Origin of the sequence: Cypionkella sinensis (assembly GCF_042646385.1) — a bacterium.
Lineage (GTDB): Bacteria > Pseudomonadota > Alphaproteobacteria > Rhodobacterales > Rhodobacteraceae > Cypionkella > Cypionkella sinensis.
This window is the reverse complement of record NZ_JBHRTO010000001.1, coordinates 380,214-404,289: the sequence shown is the minus strand read 5'-3', so window position 1 is coordinate 404,289 and position 24,076 is coordinate 380,214. Positions and strand designations below refer to the sequence as shown.

General features: G+C 62.2%; 25 protein-coding genes. 6 read left to right on the top strand and 19 right to left on the bottom strand.

Going from position 1 to position 24,076, the window contains the following annotated elements; all coding sequences use genetic code 11:
* Positions 1 to 127 precede the first annotated feature (127 nt).
* Entirely contained in the window at positions 128 to 1,183 is a 1,056-nt protein-coding gene (locus ACFOGH_RS02020; protein ID WP_380071382.1) for a L,D-transpeptidase, read from the top strand.
* 89 nt (positions 1,184 to 1,272) lie between these two features.
* Here ACFOGH_RS02020 and ACFOGH_RS02015 read toward each other — a convergent pair whose 3' ends face one another.
* A complete protein-coding gene (locus tag ACFOGH_RS02015; protein ID WP_380071381.1) occupies positions 1,273 to 1,956 on the bottom strand; it encodes a D-lyxose/D-mannose family sugar isomerase in 684 nt (227 codons plus the stop codon).
* A 70-nt stretch (positions 1,957 to 2,026) separates the two neighbouring features.
* The gene (locus ACFOGH_RS02010) at positions 2,027 to 2,812 is read right to left on the bottom strand and encodes a gamma-glutamyl-gamma-aminobutyrate hydrolase family protein (protein ID WP_380071380.1); all 786 of its coding nucleotides are present in this window, start codon (positions 2,810 to 2,812) and stop codon (positions 2,027 to 2,029) included.
* A 245-nt stretch (positions 2,813 to 3,057) separates the two neighbouring features.
* Here ACFOGH_RS02010 and ACFOGH_RS02005 point away from each other — a divergent pair, with 245 nt between their 5' ends.
* Positions 3,058 to 3,951, top strand: a complete 894-nt coding sequence (locus ACFOGH_RS02005; protein ID WP_380071379.1) for a DMT family transporter — start codon at positions 3,058 to 3,060, stop codon at positions 3,949 to 3,951.
* 123 nt (positions 3,952 to 4,074) lie between these two features.
* Here ACFOGH_RS02005 and ACFOGH_RS02000 read toward each other — a convergent pair whose 3' ends face one another.
* Together ACFOGH_RS02000 and ACFOGH_RS01995 are read right to left on the bottom strand one after the other, a co-directional pair.
* Positions 4,075 to 4,821, bottom strand: a complete 747-nt coding sequence (locus ACFOGH_RS02000; RefSeq protein ID WP_380071378.1) for a Stf0 family sulfotransferase — start codon at positions 4,819 to 4,821, stop codon at positions 4,075 to 4,077.
* A 78-nt stretch (positions 4,822 to 4,899) separates the two neighbouring features.
* Complete coding sequence (locus ACFOGH_RS01995; RefSeq protein ID WP_380071377.1) at positions 4,900 to 6,102, bottom strand: pyridoxal-phosphate-dependent aminotransferase family protein; 1,203 nt, start codon at positions 6,100 to 6,102, stop codon at positions 4,900 to 4,902.
* 171 nt (positions 6,103 to 6,273) lie between these two features.
* Here ACFOGH_RS01995 and ACFOGH_RS01990 point away from each other — a divergent pair, with 171 nt between their 5' ends.
* Positions 6,274 to 8,010 (top strand): ABC transporter ATP-binding protein, encoded by a 1,737-nt coding sequence (locus ACFOGH_RS01990; protein WP_380071376.1) that lies wholly within the window; start codon positions 6,274 to 6,276, stop codon positions 8,008 to 8,010.
* A 3-nt stretch (positions 8,011 to 8,013) separates the two neighbouring features.
* Entirely contained in the window at positions 8,014 to 8,763 is a 750-nt protein-coding gene (gene ygfZ, locus ACFOGH_RS01985) for a CAF17-like 4Fe-4S cluster assembly/insertion protein YgfZ (RefSeq protein ID WP_380071375.1), read from the top strand.
* 75 nt (positions 8,764 to 8,838) lie between these two features.
* On the opposite strand, the gene ACFOGH_RS01980 is transcribed toward ygfZ, so the two are convergent.
* A complete protein-coding gene (locus tag ACFOGH_RS01980) occupies positions 8,839 to 9,654 on the bottom strand; it encodes an inositol monophosphatase family protein (RefSeq protein WP_380071374.1) in 816 nt (271 codons plus the stop codon).
* A 62-nt stretch (positions 9,655 to 9,716) separates the two neighbouring features.
* Entirely contained in the window at positions 9,717 to 10,280 is a 564-nt protein-coding gene (gene efp, locus ACFOGH_RS01975) for an elongation factor P (RefSeq protein WP_380071373.1), read from the bottom strand.
* Between the two features lie 216 nt (positions 10,281 to 10,496).
* Between efp and ACFOGH_RS01970 the strand changes: the two genes are divergently transcribed.
* Complete coding sequence (locus ACFOGH_RS01970) at positions 10,497 to 10,823, top strand: DUF6280 family protein (protein WP_054004612.1); 327 nt, start codon at positions 10,497 to 10,499, stop codon at positions 10,821 to 10,823.
* Positions 10,824 to 10,916: 93 nt separating this feature from the next.
* Here the strand turns inward: ACFOGH_RS01970 and ACFOGH_RS01965 are convergent, their stop codons facing one another.
* From ACFOGH_RS01965 to ACFOGH_RS01950, 4 genes are all read right to left on the bottom strand, one after another.
* A complete protein-coding gene (locus ACFOGH_RS01965) occupies positions 10,917 to 11,708 on the bottom strand; it encodes a hypothetical protein (RefSeq protein WP_380071372.1) in 792 nt (263 codons plus the stop codon).
* A 189-nt stretch (positions 11,709 to 11,897) separates the two neighbouring features.
* Positions 11,898 to 13,292 (bottom strand): TolC family outer membrane protein, encoded by a 1,395-nt coding sequence (locus ACFOGH_RS01960; protein WP_380071371.1) that lies wholly within the window; start codon positions 13,290 to 13,292, stop codon positions 11,898 to 11,900.
* Between the two features lie 76 nt (positions 13,293 to 13,368).
* On the bottom strand, positions 13,369 to 14,007 hold the full coding sequence (locus ACFOGH_RS01955) for a protein-L-isoaspartate O-methyltransferase family protein (RefSeq protein ID WP_380071370.1): 639 nt from the start codon (positions 14,005 to 14,007) through the stop codon (positions 13,369 to 13,371).
* A 181-nt stretch (positions 14,008 to 14,188) separates the two neighbouring features.
* Entirely contained in the window at positions 14,189 to 15,163 is a 975-nt protein-coding gene (locus ACFOGH_RS01950) for a hypothetical protein (protein ID WP_380071369.1), read from the bottom strand.
* A 154-nt stretch (positions 15,164 to 15,317) separates the two neighbouring features.
* Between ACFOGH_RS01950 and ACFOGH_RS01945 the strand changes: the two genes are divergently transcribed.
* Positions 15,318 to 15,491: a hypothetical protein gene (locus ACFOGH_RS01945; RefSeq protein ID WP_380071368.1), complete on the top strand. Its 174-nt coding sequence runs from the start codon at positions 15,318 to 15,320 to the stop codon at positions 15,489 to 15,491.
* A gap of 138 nt (positions 15,492 to 15,629) precedes the next feature.
* On the opposite strand, the gene ACFOGH_RS01940 is transcribed toward ACFOGH_RS01945, so the two are convergent.
* The 9 genes from ACFOGH_RS01940 to ACFOGH_RS01900 all read right to left on the bottom strand — a co-directional run bounded on the left by ACFOGH_RS01940 (position 15,630) and on the right by ACFOGH_RS01900 (position 24,033).
* Positions 15,630 to 17,249: an AMP-binding protein gene (locus ACFOGH_RS01940; protein ID WP_380071367.1), complete on the bottom strand. Its 1,620-nt coding sequence runs from the start codon at positions 17,247 to 17,249 to the stop codon at positions 15,630 to 15,632.
* Positions 17,250 to 17,290: 41 nt separating this feature from the next.
* The gene (locus ACFOGH_RS01935; RefSeq protein ID WP_380071366.1) at positions 17,291 to 17,692 is read right to left on the bottom strand and encodes a RidA family protein; all 402 of its coding nucleotides are present in this window, start codon (positions 17,690 to 17,692) and stop codon (positions 17,291 to 17,293) included.
* Entirely contained in the window at positions 17,689 to 18,099 is a 411-nt protein-coding gene (locus tag ACFOGH_RS01930; RefSeq protein WP_380071365.1) for an acyl-CoA thioesterase, read from the bottom strand. The genes ACFOGH_RS01935 and ACFOGH_RS01930 overlap by 4 nt, the downstream gene beginning before the upstream one ends.
* A complete protein-coding gene (locus ACFOGH_RS01925) occupies positions 18,099 to 18,548 on the bottom strand; it encodes a cupin domain-containing protein (protein ID WP_380071364.1) in 450 nt (149 codons plus the stop codon). The genes ACFOGH_RS01930 and ACFOGH_RS01925 overlap by 1 nt, the downstream gene beginning before the upstream one ends.
* 35 nt (positions 18,549 to 18,583) lie before the next feature.
* The gene (locus tag ACFOGH_RS01920; RefSeq protein ID WP_380071363.1) at positions 18,584 to 19,720 is read right to left on the bottom strand and encodes an acyl-CoA dehydrogenase family protein; all 1,137 of its coding nucleotides are present in this window, start codon (positions 19,718 to 19,720) and stop codon (positions 18,584 to 18,586) included.
* A gap of 62 nt (positions 19,721 to 19,782) precedes the next feature.
* A complete protein-coding gene (locus ACFOGH_RS01915) occupies positions 19,783 to 20,592 on the bottom strand; it encodes an enoyl-CoA hydratase family protein (protein ID WP_380071362.1) in 810 nt (269 codons plus the stop codon).
* Positions 20,589 to 21,017 (bottom strand): MarR family winged helix-turn-helix transcriptional regulator, encoded by a 429-nt coding sequence (locus tag ACFOGH_RS01910; protein WP_380071361.1) that lies wholly within the window; start codon positions 21,015 to 21,017, stop codon positions 20,589 to 20,591. Before ACFOGH_RS01910 ends, ACFOGH_RS01915 begins: the two co-directional genes overlap by 4 nt.
* A complete protein-coding gene (locus tag ACFOGH_RS01905; protein WP_380071360.1) occupies positions 21,014 to 21,754 on the bottom strand; it encodes an SDR family NAD(P)-dependent oxidoreductase in 741 nt (246 codons plus the stop codon). The genes ACFOGH_RS01910 and ACFOGH_RS01905 overlap by 4 nt, the downstream gene beginning before the upstream one ends.
* The gene (locus tag ACFOGH_RS01900; protein ID WP_380071359.1) at positions 21,751 to 24,033 is read right to left on the bottom strand and encodes a bifunctional salicylyl-CoA 5-hydroxylase/oxidoreductase; all 2,283 of its coding nucleotides are present in this window, start codon (positions 24,031 to 24,033) and stop codon (positions 21,751 to 21,753) included. The genes ACFOGH_RS01905 and ACFOGH_RS01900 overlap by 4 nt, the downstream gene beginning before the upstream one ends.
* Positions 24,034 to 24,076: the final 43 nt, after the last annotated feature.

Sequence of the window (24,076 nt, the reverse complement as noted above, 5' to 3'; positions counted from 1 at the left end):
CGCACGGCTTTGTGATTATGCAGGCTTTGGAAACAAGGGCTTTGACCTTGCTTTTGCCCTGATCTAGCGTCTTTACAAGAGAATCCGGACGGCTCTGCAGGGCCATCCCTTTTTGATAGGCCGATGCATGCGTTTTCTGACTGTTAATCTTCTGGCGGCGACAGCCCTGTCGCTGACACTGGCCGCTTGTGTGCCGGGCACCACGCCAAGCAGCGTGACCCCCACTGTGGCGCAGCCGCCAATCCCCGCCGACAACACCGCGCATTACGCGGGCGTCACCGATGATGGTTTTACCGTGCCGACCGTTCCGGTCGAAAAGGTGCCTGCCGACTTCCAGGTGCAGCAGGTCGCTTATGAAAGCGGCGAAGCCGTTGGCACAATCATCATCAACCCGGCCGAGAAGCATCTGTATTTCATCAACGGCAAGAACACCGCACTGCGCTATGGCATCGCCGTGGGCAAGGCCGGGTTCCAGTGGGCGGGTGTGGCCAACATCACCAACCGCACGCATTGGCCGAAATGGACACCGCCGCCGGAAATGATCGAGCGCAAGCCCGAACTGGCCAAATGGGAAAAAGGCCAGCCGGGTGGTCCGACCAACCCGCTGGGCGCGCGCGCGCTCTATCTGACCACCAATGGTGTTGATTACGGCTACCGCATCCACGGCACGCCGGAATGGTTTTCGATCGGCAAGAACGCCTCGTCGGGCTGTATCCGCATGATCAACCAAGACGTGATGGATCTTTATAACCGCGTGCAGGACGGTGCCAAGGTTGTGGTGCTGAACGCCGATGGCAGCTATCCCGACAAGCTGAAACTGCCGCCGCCCGCGCCGAAAAAGAAAAAGCCTGCCCCTGCCACTGCCCCAGTTGAGGCTGTGGCTCCGGTGCTGAGCGCCACGCCCACCATGCTGCCGGGTGCCACGACCCTGCCCGCAGCACCTGCTGTCACGCCCGCCCCTGCCGTCGATGCGACGGCTTCGGCTGCACCTGCCGCCGCGACCGCACCTGCGGCCACCGCTCCGGCAACGACTGCTCCAGCAACCACAGCGCCTGCAACTGCGGCGCCGGTCGCAACCGCGCCTGCACCATCCGCACCGGCGGCAAGCACGGCTCCGGCAACCACGACTGCGCCCAGCACCTGCAGCGTGGCGCTGGTCAATGGCGTCTGCCCGCAGCCGTAACGCGGGCATCACGCCCAAACAAAAACCCGCCTCAGCCGAGGCGGGTTTTTTCATGTCTGACGATCCGCAGCCTTAGGCTTGCGGCAAGGCTACAGCCATTTGTCGTAATCGCTGACCAGCAAATGCGTCGGCGCCACATCTTCTTCGATATCGGCAAAGCGCCCGATCGGCTCGCGGAACACGTTGTCGGTGACATCGTCGTTGACGGTCGAAACCTCGCCGATCAGCACATCGCCGCCCTCTCCCCAGAACGCGTGCCAATCCCCCGGCATCAGCGTCACAGACTCGCCCGGAGCCAGCCGCAGCTTGTCACCCGGTTTATACGCCCGCTCGATCCCGTCACAGCGCACCACGCCGCCGCGATCCGCCGCCCAGTTGCCCGCATCGTCCGAGCCATAAAGCTCGACGATCAAGGTCGCCCCACCCCGGTTGATGATATCCTCGGCCTTGATCACATGGGTGTGCATTGGCGAAAGCTGATCCTGCCGCGAAATCAATAGCTTCTCGGCATAGCACATCCCCCCGCCGCGCTGCAGATCCGACAGCAGGCCATTGCGCAAGGTGAACAGAAACAGCCCCATCTGGTCAAACCGGCCCTGCCCGTAATCGGTAATGTCCCAACCGCAGCGCCCATCAATCACGCGGGCAGCGACGCCCTTGTTCGCCTTGAACTCGGCAGGCGACCAGTTGGCAAACGGCGGCAGCACAAAGCCATACTGGTGGATCAGATCCTCTGCCCCGGCCATGATTTCATTGATACGCGAACGCTTCATCCTGATCCTCCCCAGATTCTGGCGGCAGTATAGCGGCAATGTTTGCGCCAACAACGGCAAACCCGGGGCGTTAGCGACCCTTGCCCTGCCCCGCCCAAGCCCGCACTGCATCGCCAAAGGCGGTGAACAATGGCCGCGACACCGGATCATTCGCGGCATTCCATTCCGGGTGCCACTGCACCGCCAGCGTAAAGCCCGGTGCATCCTTGACGTAAAGCGCCTCTGGCGTGCCATCCGGGGCCAGCCCGTCAATCACAATCCGTCCGCCCGCCCGCGCCACACCCTGCCCGTGCAGCGTGTTGGTCATCACCGCGGAGGCGCCCATCAGACGGTGAAACACCCCACCTTCGGTGAATGTCACCACATGGCGATGCGCGAACACCTCCTCCATCGTGCCATCCGGCGGCATCCGGTGGTTCATCCGCCCCGGCAGATCGCGGATCTCGGGGTAAAGCGAGCCGCCCATCGCCACGTTCACCTCTTGAAATCCCCGACAGACCCCCAGAAACGGCTGCCCGCTTTCCACACAAGCCCGGATCAGCGGCAAGGTGATGGCGTCACGGCCCCGGTCAAACGCACCATGCGCCGGGGTTTCCGGCTCACCATATTCATCGGGATGCACGTTGGGCCGCCCGCCGGTCAACAGAAAGCCATCGCAAACCGCCATCAGATCGGCCACCGAGACGAAACGCGGGTCGGCAGGCACGATCAGTGGCACGCAACCCGCCACTTCCGCCACCGCTTCCGAGTTGATGTGCCCTGCAGCATGCACCTCGTAGCGGTCGTTCATCATATGCGCATTGCCAATGATCCCCACGACGGGGCGGCGAGTGGCTTTCGGCGAGACGGAGGGCATGGCGGAAGGCATATCGGGCCTGCATTGCAATTTCTCGCCATCATAACAGCGCGACAGTCAGGGTGAAGGGCGAAAACTCGCACAGCTTGCGTGCATCCGCACAACCGCGTGATTTTTCAGCACAGCGCTCAGAACCGCAGCACCTCGCCCCCGCACCCCATGTCGCAAACAGGCTGGCAGCGCGCGCCAGCACCCCCTAGACACAAGACCAAACCCGCCGCGTCAGCCCAGACAGGACAAACCCGATGAACCGCCCGCATTCCTCGCCGCTGATCGGTGTTCTGTTCATGCTGGGCGCGATGGCCAGCCTGCCGATGATCGACGTGTTCGCGAAATTTCTGGGCCAACAAGGCGTGCCCGTCCTGCAAATCGTCTGGGCACGGCTCAGCATCGGCGCAGTGGTCGCGTTGCCCTTCGCCTGGCGGCACGGCGGCAGCAGCGGCCTGATCCCCGACCGCCCACTGTACCACAGCTTTCGCGCCGGTTTCCTGATCCTCGCCACCTTCAGCTTCTTCCTGTCGTTGAAATACCTGCCCATCGCCGATGCGCTGGCGATCTTTTTCGTGCAGCCCCTGGTCGTCACCGTGCTGTCAGCACTGGTGTTGAAAGAGAAGGTCGCCCGCCACCGCTGGGCCGCGGTCGCCGTCGGCTTTATCGGCACGCTGATCATCATCCGCCCCGGCTTTGTCGCACTGAACCCCGGCAGCCTGCTGGCGCTGGCCGCAGGCAGCTTCCTCGTGATCTACATGGTGATGACCCGCCATATGGCAGGCCGCGCCCCGGCGATGGTCACAACCTTTCAGACCAATGCCATCGGTGCTGTGCTGATCACCCTTGCCATGCCTTTGGTCTGGCACGACCTGAACCTGCAACAATGGCTGATGTGCGCGGGCCTTGGCACCATTGCCAGCTTTGGCCACTACCTGATCGTGCGCGCCTATGACCACGCCGAAGCCTCGCTGCTGGCCCCCTTGGCCTATACCGAGATGGTGACGGCCACCGCCCTCGGCTGGTATTTCTTCGGTGATTTCCCCGATGCGATGACCTTCCTCGGCGTGGCCATCCTGCTCGCCTGCGCGCTTTACATCACCCTGACCGAGCGGAACCGCCCACCGCCCGAGGCCATCGAGCAACCCTGACGCCTTCACAAGCCCCACGAAGAACGCCACACAACTCTCTGTAATCGCACGTAAAACCTGCGAACTTCACATTGGCAAAAATACTCCCGCCGGAGGCGCAGGCCAGCCCCAACCGCTCCGGCATCAGGCCTGCTCCGCGCGATACCGCGCAATCCAATCGGCGTTCACCGCATCCGCCAGTTTTGCCACCTCTGGCTGCAGGCTGCCCAAAGCCGGGGCTGCCACCCCAACCGCCGCACAAATCCGCGTCACCGCCGCCTGAGGGTCTGCCGCGAGATCATGGTAGCGCAGCCGCAAGGGTTGGATATCCTGTGCGGCAAACCAACTGTGCCAGCTCGCATCATCCTGCTCCAGCGCCGCCAGTATCGCCGCAATGCGTGCGCGATCATACTGGGGTGCCGCAGGCGGCGACAGCCGCTCCAGCTCGGTGCCATCGGGTGCCATGTGCCACAGCCCGGTCTGCTCGGCCCGCACCAGCGACACCGCCTGCGCCAGCTTGTCGTCGCGCGTCAAATGCACGAACACCACCTCGCCAAACGCCGCGCGCAACCGCGCGCGATCACTGTCCAACCCCGGATGCACCGCCGCAAGCATCGCCTGCAAATCGACCAGACTTTCCCACATCAGCCGCAAGCCAAACACATCGCTTGGCCCGCGCCCCGCCGCGATCACCGCCGCCAGAAAGGCCCGGCCATAGGCACCATCGTCCAGATCACCGCGTGCAGGCAGCCCCCAAGCCTGCGCCCAGATCGGATCGACATCGCGCATGAAAAACGAATCCGGCGCGCCCATGGTCTGCATGGCAGTCAGCATGCCACACAACAGCGTGCTGCCACTGCGCGGCGTGCCGCAGATGATGTAACTGTTCATCTCCGTCTCCATACTGTTCAGCGGCAGCGCGGTCGCGTGCCCCCTCGATGGGGGCCAAGACCGCTCCCGGTCTCAGGCTCAGGCCCCCGCAGCCACCACCCCCGCAGCCGCCGCCAAGGCCCCGCTTCCATGCGGAATGTCCAGCGCGATCAGCCCCGCCTCCATCACCGCCAGCGCCCCCAGCGTCATATGCGCATTCACATGCCCCATATGCGCCACCCGCAAAAAGCCGTGATAGGCAGGGTCAGAACTCGGCGCCATCCCCAGCCCAATCCCCAGCGTCACCCCAGCCCGATGCTCGCACCACTCGCGCAGCCGCGTCGCATGGGGGGCGCCAAACCGCGCCGCCGTCACCGAGCGCCCCCGATGCGCCGGATCAGCCACATTCATCCCGATCGCGGGATTACCCACAGACCAACAGTCAAACGCCGCCCAAACCGCACGGGCGAGGCAATCGTGCCGCGCCCAGACCGCGGGCAGCCCCTCCTCGCCGATCATGTTCAACGCCTCGCGCAGGCCGTAAAGATGATGCGTTGGTGCCGTGCCATTCCACAACTGCCAGAATTCCTCGGCATCGGCGCGCGGTGTCCAATTCCAATAGGGCGTGCGCAGATCAGCGCCCGCCGTTGCCGCCCGCGCCTTGTCGGAAAACCACACAAAGCCCATCCCCGGCGGCGTCATCAGGCCCTTCTGGCTGGCCGCCACGGTAACATCCACACCCCAATCATCCATGCGGAATTCATCGCAGCCCATGCTTGCGATGCAATCCACCGCCAACAGCGCATCATGCCCCGCCGCATCCATCGCCGCGCGCAAGCTCGCAATATCGGTGCGGATCGTGCTGGCGGTATCCACCTGCGTCGTCAGCACAGCCTTGATCGCGCCCGCCTTATCGGCGCGCAGCGCAGCCTCCACCCGGCCCATATCCACCGGAGACGACTTGCCGAAATCCAACACCTCGACATCAATCCCCATCGCCCGCGCCGAGTTCGCCCAAGACAACCCGAACTGCCCCGTCGCCAGCACCAGCGCCTTTTCCCCGCGCGAGAACAGATTGGCGTTCGCCGCCTCCCAGATCGCATGACCATTGCCGATATAGGCCGCAACCGAGGCCTTGGTGCCCGCCAGCGCCTTCAGATCGGGCCAAAGCGAGGCCACCAGATCGTAAAGCGCGCCCTCATAGATGTTCGGTGCCGCGCGGTGCATCGCGGCCAACACCCGGTCCGGCATCACCGAAGGGCCCGGAATGGCAAGGTATGGGCGGCCGTTGGCTAGGGTCATCTCACGCTCCTGATACAAACCTCACATGGCTATCCGGGGCATGCGACTGCGTCAATCGCCAGCGGCCCACGATCACCTGTGCTTGCCCGCCGTTGCCCGCCCGCGCCGCTTGCCCTTGGCCTCTGCGCAAGCTAGACCAATTCAGCCGGTTGTAATTGAAAGTGCCCTGCCTTGACCCAACCCAACCCAAGCCTGCTGCGGCGTTTTTGGGCAAGCTACATTCGCCAGCACACCTGGGGCATCCTGCTGTGCCTTCTGCTGATGATTGTCGAGGGCAGCGCACTCGGCGGGTTGTCGTATCTGCTGAAACCGTTGTTCGACGTGGTATTCACCCCGGGCGGTGAGGCCGCACTTTACGGCGTCGGCTTTGCGATCTTCGGCCTGTTTGCCGCCCGCGCCTTTACCGTCGTGGTGTCGCGCACGCTGATCTGGTCAATCTCGCAACGCGTCGCAGCCGCGATGCAATCCGACCTTCTGCGTCATATCCTGACGCTGGATGCGCCGTTCTTCCAGATCAACCCACCCGGCGTGCTGATCGAGCGCGTGCAGGGTGATACCGGCGCCGTGCAAGGCATCTGGAGCGCGCTTGTCACCGGCATCGGCCGTGATCTCTTGGGGCTGGTGACGCTGCTCGCCGTCGCGATCTCGATTGATTTGCGCTGGACATTGGCCGCACTGATCGGCGCGCCGCTGCTGATCCTGCCCGCCGCCATTCTGCAACGTTATGTGCGGCGCAAATCCAACGAATTGCGCGATCAGGCGGGTCAGCGCGCCACACGACTTGATGAGATTTTCCACGGCATCAACGCAGTCAAGCTGAATCGGATGGAAGATTACCAGACTGGCCGCTTCCGCTCGGTGCTGAAAACCATCCGCCGCGCCGAGGTGCGCTCGGTCTTTGCGCGCAGCCTGATGCCGGGTATGATTGATCTCGTAACAGGCCTTGGCTTTTTTGCGGTGCTGCTGATGGCGGGGGATGAGATTTCCTCGGGCCAGCGCACCACCGGCGATTTCATGTCGTTCTTCACCGCCATGTCGCTGACCTTCCAGCCGCTGCGCCGTCTGGGCGAGATGTCGGGCACTTGGCAAGTCGCCTCTGCCAGTCTCGAACGCATCTACGCCCTGCTCGATGCCCGCCCCGCCACGCCACGCCCCAGCACCAGCGCAACCCTGCCCGCCCCCGGCGCGCCGGAAATCCGCTTTGACAACGTCAGCTTCGCGCATGGCGACCAGCCCGTGCTGCACGCCTTGTCCTTCACCGCCGAGGCAGGCAAGACCACCGCCCTTGTCGGCGCATCGGGCGCTGGCAAAAGCACGGTGTTCCACCTGCTGACCGGCCTGCTGGAACCTGCCAGTGGCGAGATCTGGTTGGGTGGCGTTGCGGCCTCAACCCTGTCGCTTGCCGATCAGCGCGCGCTGTTCGCCACCGTCACGCAAGACTCTGCCCTGTTCGATGAGACGCTGGTCGAAAACATCGCCCTTGGTCGTGAACTGAACGCCGATGCGCTTGAGGCCGCCTTGCGCGCAGCACATGTGGCCGATTTTCTCGCCGCCATGGCGCGCGGGCTGCAAACCCCGGTCGGCCCGCGCGGCTCGGCCCTGTCGGGCGGACAGCGGCAGCGCGTCGCCATCGCCCGCGCGCTGGTGCAAGACGCGCCCGTGTTGCTGCTGGATGAGGCCACCTCGGCCCTTGACGCGCAATCCGAGGCCATTGTTGCCGAGGCGCTGGCGCTTGGCAGCCAAGGCCGCACCACCTTGGTGATCGCACACCGTCTGGCCACCGTGCGCGGGGCCGACAAAATCGTGGTGATGGATCACGGCAGGGTTGCGGAAACCGGCACGCATGACCAACTGCTTGCACAGGGTGGGCTTTATGCTGGCCTGTACCGCTTGCAATTCAAGGACTAGACCATGCTGGGTGAATTGGCCGCCGACCGCCGCGTCTACACCGTCACCGGGGCAGATCGGCTGACCTTTCTGCAAGGCATGGTCAGCAATGATGTGCTGCCCTTGGGCCGTGGCGATGGCGCGGTCTGGGCAGCGCTGTTGACGCCGCAGGGCAAGTATCTCGCCGATTTCCTGCTGGTGGCACAAGGCGACCGTCTGCTTCTGGACATCAAAGACAGCATCGCGGACGCCACCATCCGCCGCCTGTCGATGTACCGTTTGCGCGCCGATGTGCAATTCGCCGCCAGCGACCTGAAAGTGGCGCGCGGCTTGGGCGCCACCCCGCCCGGCGCCATCGCCGATCCCCGCCACGACGCGCTTGGCTGGCGCGGCTATGGTGCCGCCGCAGGCGCGCCAGAAATCGACTGGGATGCCATCCGCGTCGCCCATTGCATCCCCGAAACCGGGATCGAACTGATCCCCGATGACAGCTACCTGCTCGAAGCCGGGTTTGAACGCTTGCACGGCGTCGATTTCCGCAAAGGCTGCTACGTGGGGCAAGAAGTCACCGCGCGGATGAAGCACAAGACCGAGCTGAAAAAGGGCCTGATCACCGTGACAATCGACGGCGCAGCCCCGGTCGGCACGCCGATCCTGCAAGGCGAAAAACCCGCAGGCACCCTGTTCACGCAAAGTGGCAACCGCGCCATCGCGTACCTGCGCTTTGACCGCAGCGAAAACCTCACCGCAGGCAGCGCCAAAATCACGCTGTAATCCCCGCGCTCTGGTCATCCTCTCTGCCTAAATATCCCCGCCGGAGGCACCCACCGCCCCCAGCAGCGCCAGGCCTCAATCCGCCAGCGCCGCATAATCCCGCGCCAACCGCTCCCAAGTCGCCTCGGAATTGGCCACCACCAACACCCCCTTGCGCCGCGCCAGATCATAGGCGGCGCCGTCCAGAAACCGCGCCACGCCGCCCGCCGCCTGCACTGCCAGCACGCCCGCCGCATGGTCCCAAGGATGCGGATGCGGCCCCGAGATCACGAATTCCACATGCCCCTGCGCCATCAGCCGATATTCATGGCAGGAACAGCGCAAAGACGTGACGCGCCCATAGGACAGCCCCGCAAGCACCGCCGCACGCTTCCGCTCTGGCCCAAACAACCCCACCGGAATAAAGCCGCACATCTGCGCCGCGTCGCTGACGCGTGACACCGTCAACACCTGCGCCCGGCCATCCGCCTGCACAAACCGCGCAGGCCCGCCCGCCGTGACCTCAACCCAGTCATCCAACAGAGGATCATACAGCAAGCCATACTGCGCCGCGCCATCGCGCACCGCCACCGCGATCATGCCAAAATTCGCAAGCCCCTTGGCAAAGTTCCAGGTGCCATCCACCGGGTCAACGATCACCTGCCAGCCCGGCCCCGCCATCGCATCGCGCAAAGCCGGATCGGCAGCCACCGCCTCTTCGCCCAACACCCGCGCCTCGGGCCAGCTTTGTGCCAGGGCGGCGCCAATCATCGCCTCGGCCTCGGTATCGGCCACCGTCACCAGATCGGCAAAATCGGTTTTCTGCACCACCTCGCCCGCGCCCAACGCCCGAAACCGTGGCAACACCGCAGCCTTGCCCGCCGCCCGCACCGCCTGCAAAACCTGATCCATCACGCCCCCCAAAGAAAAGGCCGCCCCAACAGGACGGCCCCGATCACCCAAACAGCGCAGCCTTACGCGCGTTCCGAATATTCCATCAATTCGGTATGCACGATGATTTCCTCATCCGGGCCAATGAACGGCGGGATCATGATGCGCACGCCGTTGTCCAGAATGGCCGGCTTAAAGCTGTTGGCAGCCGTCTGACCCTTCTGCACCGGCTCGGTCTCGACAATCTTGCATTTTACCTTTTGCGGCAGCGTGACGTTCAGCGGTTCTTCACCGAAATAGTTCACGGTCGCCATCATGCCATCTTGCAGGAACGGCCGACGGTCGCCCAGCAGTTCGGCATCAATCTCAACCTGCTCATAGGTTTCAGAATCCATGAACACCAACCGTCCGTCGGTTTCATACAGGAATTGCTGGTCTTTGTTCTCCAGCTCGACGCGTTCCACCTTGTCTTCCGAGCGGAAACGCTCGTTCAACTTGCGGCCATCGCGCAGGTTTTTCAACTCTACTTGCGCGAAAGCACCGCCCTTGCCCGGCTTGACATGGTTGACCTTGACCGAAGCCCAAAGCCCCCCGTCATGTTCAATGATGGTGCCCGGTTTGATTTCGTTTCCGTTGATCTTCGGCATTTGTGGCAAAACCTTGTCAAAAGGTTGAAGTGTGTGAAGCGCTCCCTATATATCGAGTTCTGCTTCCAAGCAAGACGACTAGATACGGTAGCCCACTTTGCCAGCCATGCCGTTAGCGCATGACAGATATGCGAAAGTTAGCCCCCCGAATCGTTATCAAAACGTTACAAGCGCGGAAGTTACGGAAATACAAGAGCAAGAAAAAAGGACAATGTGATGTTGGATACGGTTGACAGCACAGCCTTCAACTTTGAGCAAGGCCAGCGGGCGCGCAAGCTTTTTGCGGCGGTGGTTTTGGCTGCTTTGGATGATGCCATTGCAGATGACAAGAAATACGGCAACGGCCCTGATCAGATCGCCCGTTGGGCACGTTCGCGCGATGGCCGCGAAGTGTTGTCCTGCTCGGGCATCGACCCGAACGAACGTGTCGTCAAGGGCTTGATGGAATTCGTCTCGAAAGGCGTGCGCACCTCGGTGGCTCTGTCGCGCGAGGAATCCGAGCGTCGTCATGCGCTGGAATTGGAGCATGCAGAAGCGGCCTAAGCCGCCCTGCCCCCAGTTAACAAACAAACGCGCCCTTGGGCGCGTTTTTTATTGTGATCATTCTAGGCTTTGGTTCGCGCGCCCTAGGTCCGCTTATTCAAATTCCTGCGCCGCCAGCGCCCGTGCGATCTCGGCGCGCACCAGTTTGCGGATATTGCGGGTGATCCGCTCACCCATCTTGCCCGCCAGTTCCTCGCGCAGCATGTCGCGCACCAATTCGCGCAACACATCTTCGTCAAACCGCATCCCCTGATCGTAGGCGTCATCCGCGTCGGCATCGGATTGGGCCAACTCGGCCAGCACGCTGGCCTCAGCCGCATCGGCCCAGACCGGATCAGGCTCGACCGTGCCTTGCAGTGGTGCTGTGCTGGCGATGTCATCATCATCCTGCGCAGCCTCTACCGCCTGTGCCCAAGCCGGTGTTGGCGCGGGTTCTGCCGGGTGATATTCAAAATGGTCGGTCGGGGTGGCATCAGCCACCTCGCTATCCTCGGCAAAGGCCTGTTCCATCGGCAATGCCCAAGGGTTTGCCGCTGCCACATCCGCAGCCAGATCCGGCTGCGGCGCCGTATCGCCTGTCTCGGCTTCCCAGTCATCCGGGCTTTCATCCACCGCAGCCCCGACGCTGGCAACAACATCGCCCAAACCACCACGCGGCGCGTCCATCAGATTGCTGCGCGGCACCGCCACGAACATCGGCATCGTATCCCCTGCAGGAGCCTCAGCCGCAGGCCCGGTCTGCACCACGCGCAGCGCAGGCGTCAGAATCAGTTTGTCCCCCGCGACCGCCACAGGTTTCGGCGTAGGCCGGGTTTCGTCCGACACCAGCCTGCGGATAGAGGACAACACATCTTCAATCTCGGTCGAACTCAACGGCTCTGACATCAGCGGCGCCCTACACGTTTCAAACTGCGGTATTAACGATCAGTCTAGCGATCAAAGCTGCACAAGACAAGGAATTGGCGCAATAGCGAGAACGATCAAGCGGATAGAGTGCCAAGCAGTTTAACGAAAACGGCCCCCGCACCGCATCCGGGCAGGGGCCGCATTCAGGGTCGTGGCGAAAAAGCCGGCTTATCTGCCGATCTTTTCCAGAATCTTGTCCAGTTTCTTGCCACGGGTCGAGGTCAGCGGCGCTTTCTTGACCGCGTTGTAATAGGCTTCGGGATCATAGGTGGTGATGCCCAGATTCAACTGCTCTGCCGTCAACTGCCCCATGGTGGAAAGCAGTTGATAAACACCGACATAACGGCTGGCCTCTGATTGCAGCTTGGCCGCGCGTGCGTTCAGCAATTCCTGCTCAGCGTTCAGCACATCCAGCGTGGTGCGTGCGCCCAAGGTCGCTTCCTCGCGCACGCCGTCAAACGCCTTTTGCGCCGCCGTCACCTGCAAGCCACCAGCCTGAATCGACGCTTGCTGCACCATCACGTTCGACCACGCTTGGCCCACGCCTTCCGACACATCAACCACCGCCTGCAACTGCGCCGCAGCCGCGGCTTCCTTGCCCGCCAGCGCCTTGCGATACAAAGCCGAGCGTTCGCCACCCTGATAGATCGTGTCGCTGAACTTGATCCCCGCGACGGTATTGCCCGTGCCCGTCCGCCAATCCTCATTGACCGTCAGCGAACTGCTGACCGTCGGCAAAAACGCGGCTTCGGCGATCTTCACACGAATATCCGAGATTTTCACCTCATGCCCGGCTTGCTTGATCACCGGATGGTTGCGCACCGCAATCGCGCGCGCAGCCTCTTCCGATTTCGCAGCATAAGGCAGCTTCGGCAGACCTGCCAGTTTGCCCGGATAGTGGCCAATCGCCGCCTTGTAACGCTCGCGCGCGACTTCCAAAGCACCCTGCGCTGCCGCCAGCCCTGACTGCGCCGCAGCCCGCCGCGCTTCGGCCAAGGACACGTCGGTCAACGTGACCTCGCCCACATCAAACCGATCTTTCGCGGCCTGCAATTCCTGGGAAATCAGCCGCACGTTGGATTCGCGCAGCGCCACAATCTCCGCCTGAAGCCGCATATCGACATAGGCCGACACTGCAGCCAGCAGCACCTGCTGTTCGACATTCACCAAAGCCTCGCGCGTCGACAGCACACTTTCCCGCGCCGCATCGACCGCCATCTTGCCGCGCCCACCGGCATAGATCAGGAAAGAGGCCGTCAGTTGCGCCGAAGCGTCGGTAGATTCCGTGTAGAACGGCCCCTGAACGCCGGTAAAAAGGCTATTGGTAAAAGCGTTGTCCAGCTTGGTCCAGGTCGCCTGCGTCGAGAACGCGATCACCGGGCGCAACTGCGCCAAGGCCACCGCCGCATCTTCATCCGCCGCCCGCAACACCGCTTGATTTTTATCCAGCAGATGCGAGGTTTTATAGGCCGAGATCAGCGCATCCGCCAAAGTCTCGGACCGCGCGGCGGGGGCCGCCACCATTGCCGCCGTCACCGCCACTGCTGTCCAGAACTTCTGCATCACGTCCTCATATATAGCTGCGCTTTGTGCGCTTGTTGTCAGCGGCGAGACCATAGCCCGCCGCCACGTCTATGCTTTACAAAGCAAAGGCCGCAGCCTTTGCAAATCCCGGCAGCACCGGGGCCGTGGCGTTAAAGCTGAAGCGCCAGTTCACCCGCCCATCGGATTTATGGCCAATCTTCACCGCGCCAAGAGCGCCCTGCATGAAAATCGCGGCAATCCGGCCACCTTCAGCCAGTTGCGCCAGCAGCGTCTCGGGCACGTCCTGCACACCGCCTTCGATCAGGATCACGTCATAAGACCCCGCCGCACCCGACTCCAGAGGCCCGGTCACAACGCAGACATTGCCGGCACCCAAAGTCGCCTGCGCAGCACCCGCCAGCCCTGCATCAGACTCGACCATAACCACCGAAGCCGTCATCTGCCCCAGCACGGCCGCGCCATAGCCCAGCCCGCCTGCAACATACAAAGCGCGATCAGTGGGTTGCACATCCAGCGCATCCAGCATCTTGGCCAAAGTGCGGGCTTCCACCATCACCCGACCGTTGCCGATTTCAAGGTTCTCACCGACATAAGCCGCTTCCGATTTCGAATGCGGCACATAGGCCTCACGCGGCACCGCGAGCATCGCCGCAATGATGGGAAATTTCGTAACATCCGAGGGGCGAACCTGAGTATCGACCATCATCACGCGGCGGGCAGAAAAATCGCTCATATGGCTAAACTCACCAGTCTAGTTTGCGTCTTATTCCTCTTGCCACATCTGATCAGACAGAGCAACGCCCCATCGCATCCGCCCACCGAAAGTGATGATCTGCGGCAATTAAAGCGGTTTGTTTTCAATCGGAATCAGATTGAAAGCAAACCAGGGCAGCACCGCCTGTAAATGTTGCACTCTAGCGTGCTGTCATGCCACCAAACCGGGCACCGGCCCAACTCGCCGCCCGCGTGCCCAATTCCTTGAACTTGTCAGTCGCGCTTTCCAACTTGCCGCGCCAGACCGGATCAGGCTGCTGGCCTTCAGTGACTTTGAAAAACACCTGCAACAGACAGGCAATCGCAAAGGGCTCAATCAGCGCCGCCTTCACCGCCCAGGCAAACAGAATGGCAAAAACAAAGCCGCCCGCCGACCATGATCCGGGGATCATGTAAACCACCAGCGCCGCGGGTGCCAACATCAGCAGAAACACCACAAACGACAGCCCATAGCTGAACAAGGTCAACCAAGCCGCATTGATCAACAAGGGCCGCGCGTTTTGCGCATAAAGCACCAACCCATCCTGCGCCGAACTCCACGGATTTTCGGCGCGCGTCTTGATGCCATGCGCCAAAATCACCTCATCCACCAGCCCGACCGCCACTTTCAAATAGGCGCGCACCACGCCCATCATCTGATCCAGTCCGGGGATCGGCAAAAAGCCCAGAATACCCTGCATCAGCCCCGTAATCACGCCGACCACACCCTTGATCAGCTTATCCAGCGCAAACAAAGCTGAGGCCTCGCCAAACCGCGCCTTCACCACAGCCGTCGCATGCTCAATCTGCCCACGTCCACCCGGCACCTGACCGCCCTGCATGATCTCGACCATCACCGCGATATGGCCTGCCTTCACGATGTAAAGAATGTAGTCGCGCACAAAGAACAGCACGCCCGCCGTCGCCGAAAAGCCGATCAGCCCACCGTAAAACGTCGAGTTGATCTGAAAATCGCCGTCGCCAAAGGCACCCACGCCCCAGCCAATCCCCGCCCCGGTGCCCGTCACCAGAATGAACGCCACCGAAATGCCAAAATACACCAGCACGCGGAACAGCACAAAAGGTGCAGTCTTGCGCATCAGGCCAAGCGCCTGCGCCATCGAAAAATCCCACATATGCGTCTCCAAATGAACTTCCTGAAACAGCTTCAGAATTTGCCGGGTGCGCCCACAATGCAAGAAAATTTATCGGCGGCGCGGACAGATGGAAACCGCACATTAACCAATCGCCCGCCATCCTGTCCGCATCACGCCTTGACAGGAGAATCCGATGCCAAGCCTCAGCCCCGCAGATGAGCTGTCCGAAATCCGCGCCACCCTCGCGCGCCTGAAAGCCCGCGAAGCCAGCCTTGCTGCCGCATTGGAACAAGCCGCGCAAAATCCCCACATCCCCGCGCCCCGGCCCGGATGGCCGATCCGACGCGCCGCGACGGATCTGCACTGAAGGCACGCCAAAATGGCAGCCATTACCAGCCAACCACAACATGATGTGGAAATTGCCGCGAAATGCGCCCAAAAGCACAAGTCATTCCCAGATGGGAAGCGTTTTGGGCAACAGACGGCGCCCAGACCGTCTGCGCCCTCAGTCCCCGTCGCGCAGGCGGAAGCGTTGGATTTTCCCGGTTTGCGTCTTGGGCAAGGCCGCCACGAAATTCACCCTGCGGGGATATTTGTAGGGCGCGATCACGCTTTTCACATGGTCTTGCAGCGCCTTGATCATCACCGCATCGCCCGCGCAACCCTGCGCCAGCACCACATGCGCCTCGACAATCTGGCCGCGCTCTTCATCCGCCCGCCCGATCACCGCACATTCCAGCACGGCGCTGTGCGACAGCAACGCCGCCTCCACCTCTGGCCCCGCGATATTGTAGCCCGCCGAGATGATCATATCATCCGATCGCGCGGCAAAATGGAACCGCCCGTCCTCATCCTGCCAGAAACTATCGCCGGTCAGGTTCCAGCCATCCCGCACATATTTCTCCTGCCGCGCGTCGGCCAAGTAACGACAACCCGTTGGCCCCCGCACCGCCAAACGCCCCACCTCGCCACGCGGCAATTCCGCCATATCCGGCCCGACGATACGCGCCTGATACCCGGTCACAGGCCGCCCGGTGCAGCCGGGGCGATGGTCCTCAAAGCGGTTGGTCAGAAAGATGTGCAGCATTTCCGTCGCGCCAATGCCATCCAGCATCGGCTTGCCGGTCTTGGCGATCCATTCCTCATAAACCGGGGCGGGCAGAGTTTCCCCCGCACTGACAGCGGCGCGCAACGATGACAAATCCGCCCCCTCGGCCATCGCCTTCAGCATCACCCGGTAAGCCGTGGGCGCAGTAAAACACACCGTCGCCTTATGGGTCTGGATCAACTCGATCATATTGCCCGGCGTCGCCTGCTCCAACAGCGCCGCCGCCGCGCCAAACCGCAACGGAAACACCGCCAGACCGCCCAAGCCAAAGGTGAAGGCCAAGGGCGGCGAGCCCACGAACACATCCTCGGGCACCACATTCAGCACCTCACGCGCATAGCCATCCGCGATGATCAGAATATCGCGGTGAAACGCCATCGCCCCTTTCGGCTCGCCCGTCGTCCCCGATGTAAACCCGATCAGCGCCACATCATCGCGCCCCACTTTCGGCGCCACAAACCGCACCGGCTTTGACAAAGCCGCGCGGTCCAGTTCCGCATCATGGTTCGCCGTGCCGTCAAACCCCACCACGGTTTTCAGAAACGTCGAGGTTTTGGCGCAACTGACCAGTTCCTCCATCAACCGCGTATCGCACAAAGCCAGCGCGATCTCGGCCTTGTCAACAATCTGGCCCAACTCGCCCGCCCGCAGCATCGGCATGGTATTGACCACCACCGCCCCCGCCTTGGTGGCCGCCAACCAACATGCCACCATCGCCGGATTGTTGGCCGAGCGGATCAGCACACGATTACCGGGCTTCACCCCGTAATCTTCGACCAACACATGCGCCAGCCGGTTCGACCAATCGGTCAGCTCCTTATAGGTCCGCTGCCGCCCGTTACCGATCAAGGCGGTATGATCGCCAAAGCCCTTTTCCACCATCCGATCGGTCAATTCGACCGCCGCGTTGAGGTATTCGGGGTAGTCAAACCCGTCCAGCAGGAAATCCGGCTGCTGATCCGCAGGCGGCAGCCGATCACGGGTGAACGTATCAATATGGCCCGTTGGTCCCAGCATATTCAGTCCTCCCAAACCTTCCTGCTTCATCTTGCCCCGCATCACGCTTGCGGAATAACCGCCGTCGCTTCGATCTCGACCTTGGCGCGATCCTCAACCAAGGCCACCACCTGCACCAGCGCCATCGCCGGATAATGCCGCCCGATCACCGCCTTATAGACCGCACCCAGACCCTTGAGGTTGCCCAGATATTCCTGCTTGTCGGTGACATACCAAGTCAGCCGCACCAGATGCTCGGGCTTGGCCCCGGCGCAAGCCAGCACCTCGACAATCCCGCGCAGCGCCGTTTCCACCTGCCCAACGAAATCGTCGGTTTCAAATTCCTGATCCGCGTTCCAGCCGATCAGCCCGCCGGTGAATACCATCCGCCCAGAAGCCGCCATGCCGTTGGCATAGCCCTTGGCGGCCTTCCAGTTTCTCGGATGCAAAGCCTCGTGGCTCATGCCGCGCCCTCCATATATGCCGCCATCCGCGCCCGCATCGGCTCGGGCCAGGCGGCCGATTTCATGCCCTCGATCCACACCAGCACCAGCGCCACCCGCAGCCGCAATTCCGCGCCCATATGGCCTTCGATGCGCAAGCTGACCGAGGATCGCCCCAGCTTTTCGATCTGCAGCGAAAACAGCACCTTGTCGCCCAACCGCGAAGGCGCGACAAATTCCGCGTTCAGCGAAACCGTCGGCACCCCGTTGTTTGCATCGCGGTGCATCGAGGCAAAACTGCGCCCCACCACATCGTTGAAAAAGTTCTCAACGACCGAGTTTGTCATCTCGAAATAGCGCGGATAAAACACGATCCCCGCCGGGTCGCAGTGGTTGAACTCAATCTGGGTGAGGCGCTGGTAGCTCATCAGTCATTGGCCTCAGGCGGCAGGAAATCCACATCATGCGCCGCCGAGGTGGCCACCACTTCGGGAATATCGGTCATGTTGTGCAGCTTTTCGAACAACGCCTCCAGCTTGCCCGCAGGCGAGACCCAGAACAGCGCGCGGCACGGCTTGTCGGATTTGTTGAAATAGCCATGCGGAATCCCCCGCGGCATCCGCACCAGATCACCGGCTTTGGCGGTCTGCCATTTGCCATCCAGCTTCAACTCAAGCTGGCCTTCCTGCACCAGAATGAACTCATCCTGCGTGTGATGGATATGCACCGGCACGAACTGCCCGGCCTCGCTGTTGGTCTCAAAGCTGTAGGTGCTGTCGCACGAGGCTTTGGGGAAATAGCGTTGGCCCAGAATGTTCAGCATCCGGCCATGATAGGCCGCGCCATTCGCGGTGATACCGCCGTCAAGATCTGCCATTTTAGTCCTCCCTGAATGAACACAAAATTATCAACCTAGCCCAGAATGCTGCGGGCAATCACCACCCGCTGCACGTCCGATGCGCCCTCATAGATGCGCAAAGCCCTGATTTCGCGGTAAAGCGCCTCAACCACCACGCCATGCCGCACGCCGTCGCCGCCATGCAGTTGCACCGCCATGTCGATCACCTTCTGCGCGGCCTCGGTGGCGTAGAGCTTGGCCATCGCCGCCTCACGGCTGACCCGCGCCGCGCCCTGATCCTTGACCCAAGCCGCGCGGTAAATCAGCAAGGCCGCCGCATCAATCTGCAACGCCATATCGGCAATATGCCCTTGCACTATCTGCAATTCAGCCAGCGCCGCCCCCTGAATCCGCCGCGATTTCACCCGCGCCAAAGCCTCATCCAGTGCCCTGCGCGCAAAGCCCAAAGCCGCAGCCCCCACGGTGGATCGGAACACATCCAAGACCGACATCGCGATCTTGAAGCCATCCCCCGCTCGCCCGATCAGCGCGGTTTCCGGCAGGATCACATCCTGCAACGCCAGATGCGCCAAAGGATGCGGCGCGATCACCTCAATCCGCTCCACCACCCGCAGCCCCGGCGTGTCGGCGGGCAGCAGAAACGCCGACAACCCCTTCGCCCCCGGTGCCTCACCCGTGCGGGCGATGATCACATAAACATCGGCAATGCCGCCGTTCGAGATATAGATCTTCTCGCCATTCAGCACCCAACCGCCCTGCCCGCGCACAGCCAATGTGCTGGTGGCCGCCACGTCCGAGCCCGAGGCAGGCTCGGTCAGCGCAAAACCCGCAATTGCCGCCCCCGCGCGCGTCCGAGCCAGCCATGCGCGTTGCACATCGCTGCCAAACAGCGACACCGCCCCCATGCCAAGCCCCTGCATGGCAAAGGCAAAATCCGCCAGCCCATCATGCCGCGCCAAGGTCTCGCGGATCAGGCACAAGCTGCGCACATCCAGTTTTTCGCCAATCCCGGCACCCGAATGCTGCAACCACCCGCCCGCGCCCAAACCAGCCACCAGCCCCTTGCAAGCCGCATCCACGTCGCCATGATCCACCGGCAGATTTTCCCCGGCCCAAGCGTCCAAAGCCGCCGCCAAAGCCCGATGACGGTCCTCAAAAAACGGCCAACTCAGGAAACTTTCATCCGACACGGTTCATCCTCTCTGCTCAAATATCCCGGGGTCCGGGGCAGCGCCCCGGGGCTTGCCCAGCCTCAATCCCCGGCAAACACCGGCTTTTCCTTGGCCACAAAAGCGCGATACGCCCGCTCAAAATCCTTGGTCTGCATGCAGATCGCCTGCGCCTGCGCCTCGGCCTCGATCGCCGCAAGCAGCCCCATATCCCATTCCTGCAAAAGCTGAGTCTTCGTCACGCCATGCGCAAACGTCGGCCCCGCAGCCAATCGCCGTGCCAGAACCAAAGCCTCGGCTTCCAGATCGGCGCTGTCATGCAAAGCATTCCAGAAGCCCCAACGCTCGCCCTCAGCCGCCGTCATCACCCGGCCGGTATACAGAAGTTCCGCCGCCCGCCCCTGCCCGATGATGCGCGGCAGCATGGCACAAGCACCCATATCGCAACCGGCAAGCCCGACCCGCGTGAACAGAAACGCGCATTTCGCCTCTGGGGTCGCCAGCCGCAGATCGGCGGCCATCGCCAAAATCGCCCCCGCCCCAACGGCCACGCCATCCACCGCCGCAATCACCGGCTTGCCGCAGGAAATCATCGCCTTGACCAGATCGCCGGTCATCCGGGTGAACGCCAGCAAATCCTTCATCGGCAAGCCGATCAGCGGCCCGATGATGTCATGCACATCGCCGCCCGAGCAGAAATTGCCGCCATTCGACGCCAGCACCACCACATCAACATCAGCCGCATAGACCAGATCGCGGAACAGATCGCGCATCTCAGCATAGGACTCAAACGTCAGCGGGTTCTTGCGTTCAGGCCGGTTCAGCCGCAGCACCGCGACGCGCTCGGACACTTCCCACAGAAAATGCAATGGCTTGCGATCCGCGAGTTTCATTTGCCCATCCTTTTCAAAATCTCGGTCAAAGCGTCCAGATCAGCCTCAGACAAGCCGCCGAACAGCCGATCCACCGCCCGCTCATGATCGCTTGCCAGCCCTTCGAATTGCGCCAGCCCCTCGGGCGTCAGGGCCACAAACACCGTGCGGCGGTCCTGATCGGATTGCGTCCGCCGCACCAAACCGTCCTTTTCCAGCCGGTCCACCACCGCCGTCGCATTGCCGTTGGAAACCAGCAGCATCCGCGAAAGCTCTGACATCGTCACGCCATCCCGCCTGCGATACAGCGCCGCCAGCACGTCAAACCGTGGCAAGGTGGTGTCATGCTTCACCCGCAAAAACTCGCGCAGATGGCTTTCCGACGCGCGCGTCACCCCCAGCATCCGGATCCACATCTTCAGCCGCCGCTTGGAAAGCTCGCTCACAATTCGCCTCCCGCAATCGTCAAAGCTTGCCCGTTGACACCTTCTGACCCCGGCCCACAGAGAAACAGCGCCATCGCGGTGACTTCCGACGGCGCAATCAGCCGCCCCTGCGGGTTCATCGCCGCCAGCACCGCCCGCGCCTCCACCAGCGATTTCCCGGTCTTTTCCGCAATCACCTCAACCGAGTGATCGGTCATCGGCGTATCCAGAAAACCAGGGCAGATCGCATTCACCGTCACCGGACGCTTGGCAATCTCCAAAGCCAAAGACCGCGTCAGCCCCACCACGCCATGCTTGGCCGCCGCATAGGGCGCGACCTTGGCATAGCCTTTCAGCCCCGCCGTCGAGGCGATGGAAATCAACCGCCCCCAGCCCTGCATCTGGTTCAACCCGTCGCGCAGGGTTAGAAAAACCCCGGTCAGATTGACCGCGATCATCGCATTCCACTGCGCCAGCGAGGTTTTCGCCATCACTGTCGAATCCGCCGCCCCGGCATTGGCCACCACCACATCGCAAACACCCGCCTGCGCGAACATCGCGCGGACCGAGGCTTCATCCGTCACATCCGCCTGCACCGCGCGTATCCCCGGCGCGCGCGCCGCCACCGCCTGCAAGGCGTCCAACCGTCGCCCAGCGATCACCACCTCGGCCCCTGCGCCAGCAAAGCCCAGCGCGAGGTTTTCCCCCGCACCCGAGCCGCCCCCGGTGATCAGCACCCGCTTGCCAGACAGCGTCATACGCGAATAGCCCCTTCCGATTTCTGCACCAGCCGCCGTGCCTGATCGCGGCCCGCCAGATAAGGCTTCGGCCATTCGGTCGCTTGATCGCCCAAGGCCACCGATTGATGCAGCGTCCAATAGGGGTCCGACAGATGCGCCCGCGCCAAGCACACCAGATCGGCGCGACCGGCCAGCAAGATCTGATTCACCTGATCCGCCTCGGTGATATTGCCCACCGCCATCGTGGCCAAGCCAGCCTCGTTCTTGATGCGGTCGCTGAACGGCGTCTGGAACATCCGGCCATAGATCGGCTTGGCCTCGGTGCTGGTCTGCCCCGCCGATACGTCAATGATATCCGCGCCTTCGGCGGAAAACATCTGCGCAATCTCCACCGCTTCGGCGGGCGTCACCCCACCTTCGGCCCAGTCATTTGCCGAGATTCGCACCGACATCGGCTTCTGCCCCGGCCAATAGCGCCGCATCTCGCGGAACACTTCCAGCGGATAGCGCATGCGATTTTCCAACGACCCGCCGTATTCATCCGTCCGCGTGTTCGACAGCGGCGAGATAAACGACGAGATCAGATAGCCATGCGCCGCGTGCAATTCGATCATATCAAAGCACGCCGCCTCGGCCATCTCGGTCGATTTGATGAACTGGCGCAGCACCGTGTCCATGTCGTCGCGGTCCATCGCCTTCGGCACCTGATTGCCCGCCTGCCACGGAATCGCCGAGGCGCTCAGCAGCGGCCAGTTGCCCGACACCAGTGGTGCATCGGCATCCGCCCAGCCAACTTGAGTCGAGCCCTTGCGCCCCGCATGGCCAATCTGGCAGCAGACCTTGGCCTGCGTCTCGGCGTGGATGAAATCCACAATCCGCTTCCAGCCCAGCATATGCTTTTCCGAATACAAACCCGGACAGCCGGGGGTGATGCGGGCATTGGCGGTCACACAGGTCATTTCGGTATAAACCAGCCCAGCCCCGCCCTTGGCGCGTTCGGCGTAATGCACGAAATGCCAATCGGTCGGCGTGCCTTCCACTGCGCGATATTGCGCCATGGGTGACACCACGATACGGTTTTCCAGCGTCATACCACGCAGTTGAAACGGCGTGAACATCGGCGCGCGCCCCGGTTTGCCGCCATATTGCGCCGCAAACCAATCCTCGGCCGAGCGCAGCCAAGCCGGATCGCGCATCCGCAAGTTTTCATGGCTGATCCGCTGGCTGCGCGTCAGCAGCGAATAGGCAAACTGTGGCGCGGGCATATCCAGATAGCGCTCGACCTCCTCGAACCACTCAAGGCTATTGCGCGCCGCCGATTGCAGCCGCAGCACTTCCACCCGGCGTTCGGCCTGATAGCGTTCAAACGCCGCCTGCATGTTGGGTTCCGAATGTAGATACTCTGCCAAGGCAATCGCGCTATCAAACGCAAGCCTTGTGCCCGAGCCGATCGAGAAATGCCCCGTCGCCGCCGCATCGCCCATCAGCACGACATTTTCGTGATACCACTTCCCGCAAATCACCCGTGGGAACTGCATCCACACTGCCGATCCGCGCAGATGCGCCGCGTTCGACATCAACTCATGTCCGCCCAGATGGCGCGCAAAGATCTTGCGGCAGGTCTCTACCGTTTCCTCTTTGCTCATCGCCTCAAAGCCCCACAGATCCCAGGTGTCGGGGTGGCATTCGACGATGAAGGTCGCGGTATCATTGTCAAACTGATAGACATGCGCCCAGACCCAGCCGTACTCGGTCTTCTCGAAAATGAAGGTAAAGGCGTCGTCAAACTTGGCATGGGTGCCCAGCCAGACGAATTTGCATTTGCGCACATCAATATCGGGCTGGAACACATCGGCATATTCGCGCCGCACCACACTGTTCAATCCGTCAGTCGCCACCACCAGATCGTAGTCCTGCCGGTACTCCTCTGCCGTCTTGAATTCTGTCTCAAACTGCAGATCGACGCCCAATTCCCGTGCCCTGGCCTGCAGCAGGATCAACAGCGCCTTGCGCCCGATGCCGGCAAAACCATGCCCGCCCGAGACCGTGCGCACACCGTTATGCACCACCGCAATATCATCCCAATAGGCAAACTGGCTGCGGATGGCATCGGTGCTGACAGGGTCGTTCTTTGCCATCCGCCCAAGGGCATCATCCGACAGCACCACGCCCCAGCCAAAAGTGTCATTGGCCCGGTTACGCTCCAGCACCACGACCTCATGCGAGGGGTCGCGCAGCTTCATCGAGATTGCAAAATACAGACCCGCCGGACCGCCGCCCAAACACAGAACCTTCATCGCCAGCCCTCCTAGATTTCCTCCAGCCTGCCACCGCGCCAAA

Excerpts from the sequence above, each read along its gene's own strand:
- ACFOGH_RS01965 (WP_380071372.1), bottom strand. The coding sequence starts at position 11,708 with ATGTCAGAGCCGTTGAGTTCGACCGAGATTGAAGATGTGTTGTCCTCT.
- ACFOGH_RS01950 (WP_380071369.1), bottom strand. The coding sequence starts at position 15,163 with ATGTGGGATTTTTCGATGGCGCAGGCGCTTGGCCTGATGCGCAAGACT.
- ACFOGH_RS01955 (WP_380071370.1), bottom strand. The coding sequence starts at position 14,007 with ATGAGCGATTTTTCTGCCCGCCGCGTGATGATGGTCGATACTCAGGTT.
- ACFOGH_RS01915 (WP_380071362.1), bottom strand. The coding sequence starts at position 20,592 with ATGAAACTCGCGGATCGCAAGCCATTGCATTTTCTGTGGGAAGTGTCC.
- ACFOGH_RS01970 (WP_054004612.1), top strand. The coding sequence starts at position 10,497 with ATGTTGGATACGGTTGACAGCACAGCCTTCAACTTTGAGCAAGGCCAG.
- ACFOGH_RS01995 (WP_380071377.1), bottom strand. The coding sequence starts at position 6,102 with ATGACCCTAGCCAACGGCCGCCCATACCTTGCCATTCCGGGCCCTTCG.
- ACFOGH_RS01930 (WP_380071365.1), bottom strand. The coding sequence starts at position 18,099 with ATGAGCTACCAGCGCCTCACCCAGATTGAGTTCAACCACTGCGACCCG.
- ACFOGH_RS02005 (WP_380071379.1), top strand. The coding sequence starts at position 3,058 with ATGAACCGCCCGCATTCCTCGCCGCTGATCGGTGTTCTGTTCATGCTG.
- ACFOGH_RS01945 (WP_380071368.1), top strand. The coding sequence starts at position 15,318 with ATGCCAAGCCTCAGCCCCGCAGATGAGCTGTCCGAAATCCGCGCCACC.
- efp (WP_380071373.1), bottom strand. The coding sequence starts at position 10,280 with ATGCCGAAGATCAACGGAAACGAAATCAAACCGGGCACCATCATTGAA.
- ACFOGH_RS02020 (WP_380071382.1), top strand. The coding sequence starts at position 128 with ATGCGTTTTCTGACTGTTAATCTTCTGGCGGCGACAGCCCTGTCGCTG.
- ACFOGH_RS02015 (WP_380071381.1), bottom strand. The coding sequence starts at position 1,956 with ATGAAGCGTTCGCGTATCAATGAAATCATGGCCGGGGCAGAGGATCTG.
- ACFOGH_RS01980 (WP_380071374.1), bottom strand. The coding sequence starts at position 9,654 with ATGGATCAGGTTTTGCAGGCGGTGCGGGCGGCGGGCAAGGCTGCGGTG.
- ACFOGH_RS02000 (WP_380071378.1), bottom strand. The coding sequence starts at position 4,821 with ATGAACAGTTACATCATCTGCGGCACGCCGCGCAGTGGCAGCACGCTG.
- ACFOGH_RS01935 (WP_380071366.1), bottom strand. The coding sequence starts at position 17,692 with ATGAGCCACGAGGCTTTGCATCCGAGAAACTGGAAGGCCGCCAAGGGC.
- ACFOGH_RS01925 (WP_380071364.1), bottom strand. The coding sequence starts at position 18,548 with ATGGCAGATCTTGACGGCGGTATCACCGCGAATGGCGCGGCCTATCAT.
- ACFOGH_RS01960 (WP_380071371.1), bottom strand. The coding sequence starts at position 13,292 with ATGCAGAAGTTCTGGACAGCAGTGGCGGTGACGGCGGCAATGGTGGCG.
- ACFOGH_RS01900 (WP_380071359.1), bottom strand. The coding sequence starts at position 24,033 with ATGAAGGTTCTGTGTTTGGGCGGCGGTCCGGCGGGTCTGTATTTTGCA.
- ygfZ (WP_380071375.1), top strand. The coding sequence starts at position 8,014 with ATGCTGGGTGAATTGGCCGCCGACCGCCGCGTCTACACCGTCACCGGG.
- ACFOGH_RS01940 (WP_380071367.1), bottom strand. The coding sequence starts at position 17,249 with ATGCTGGGACCAACGGGCCATATTGATACGTTCACCCGTGATCGGCTG.
- ACFOGH_RS01905 (WP_380071360.1), bottom strand. The coding sequence starts at position 21,754 with ATGACGCTGTCTGGCAAGCGGGTGCTGATCACCGGGGGCGGCTCGGGT.
- ACFOGH_RS02010 (WP_380071380.1), bottom strand. The coding sequence starts at position 2,812 with ATGCCCTCCGTCTCGCCGAAAGCCACTCGCCGCCCCGTCGTGGGGATC.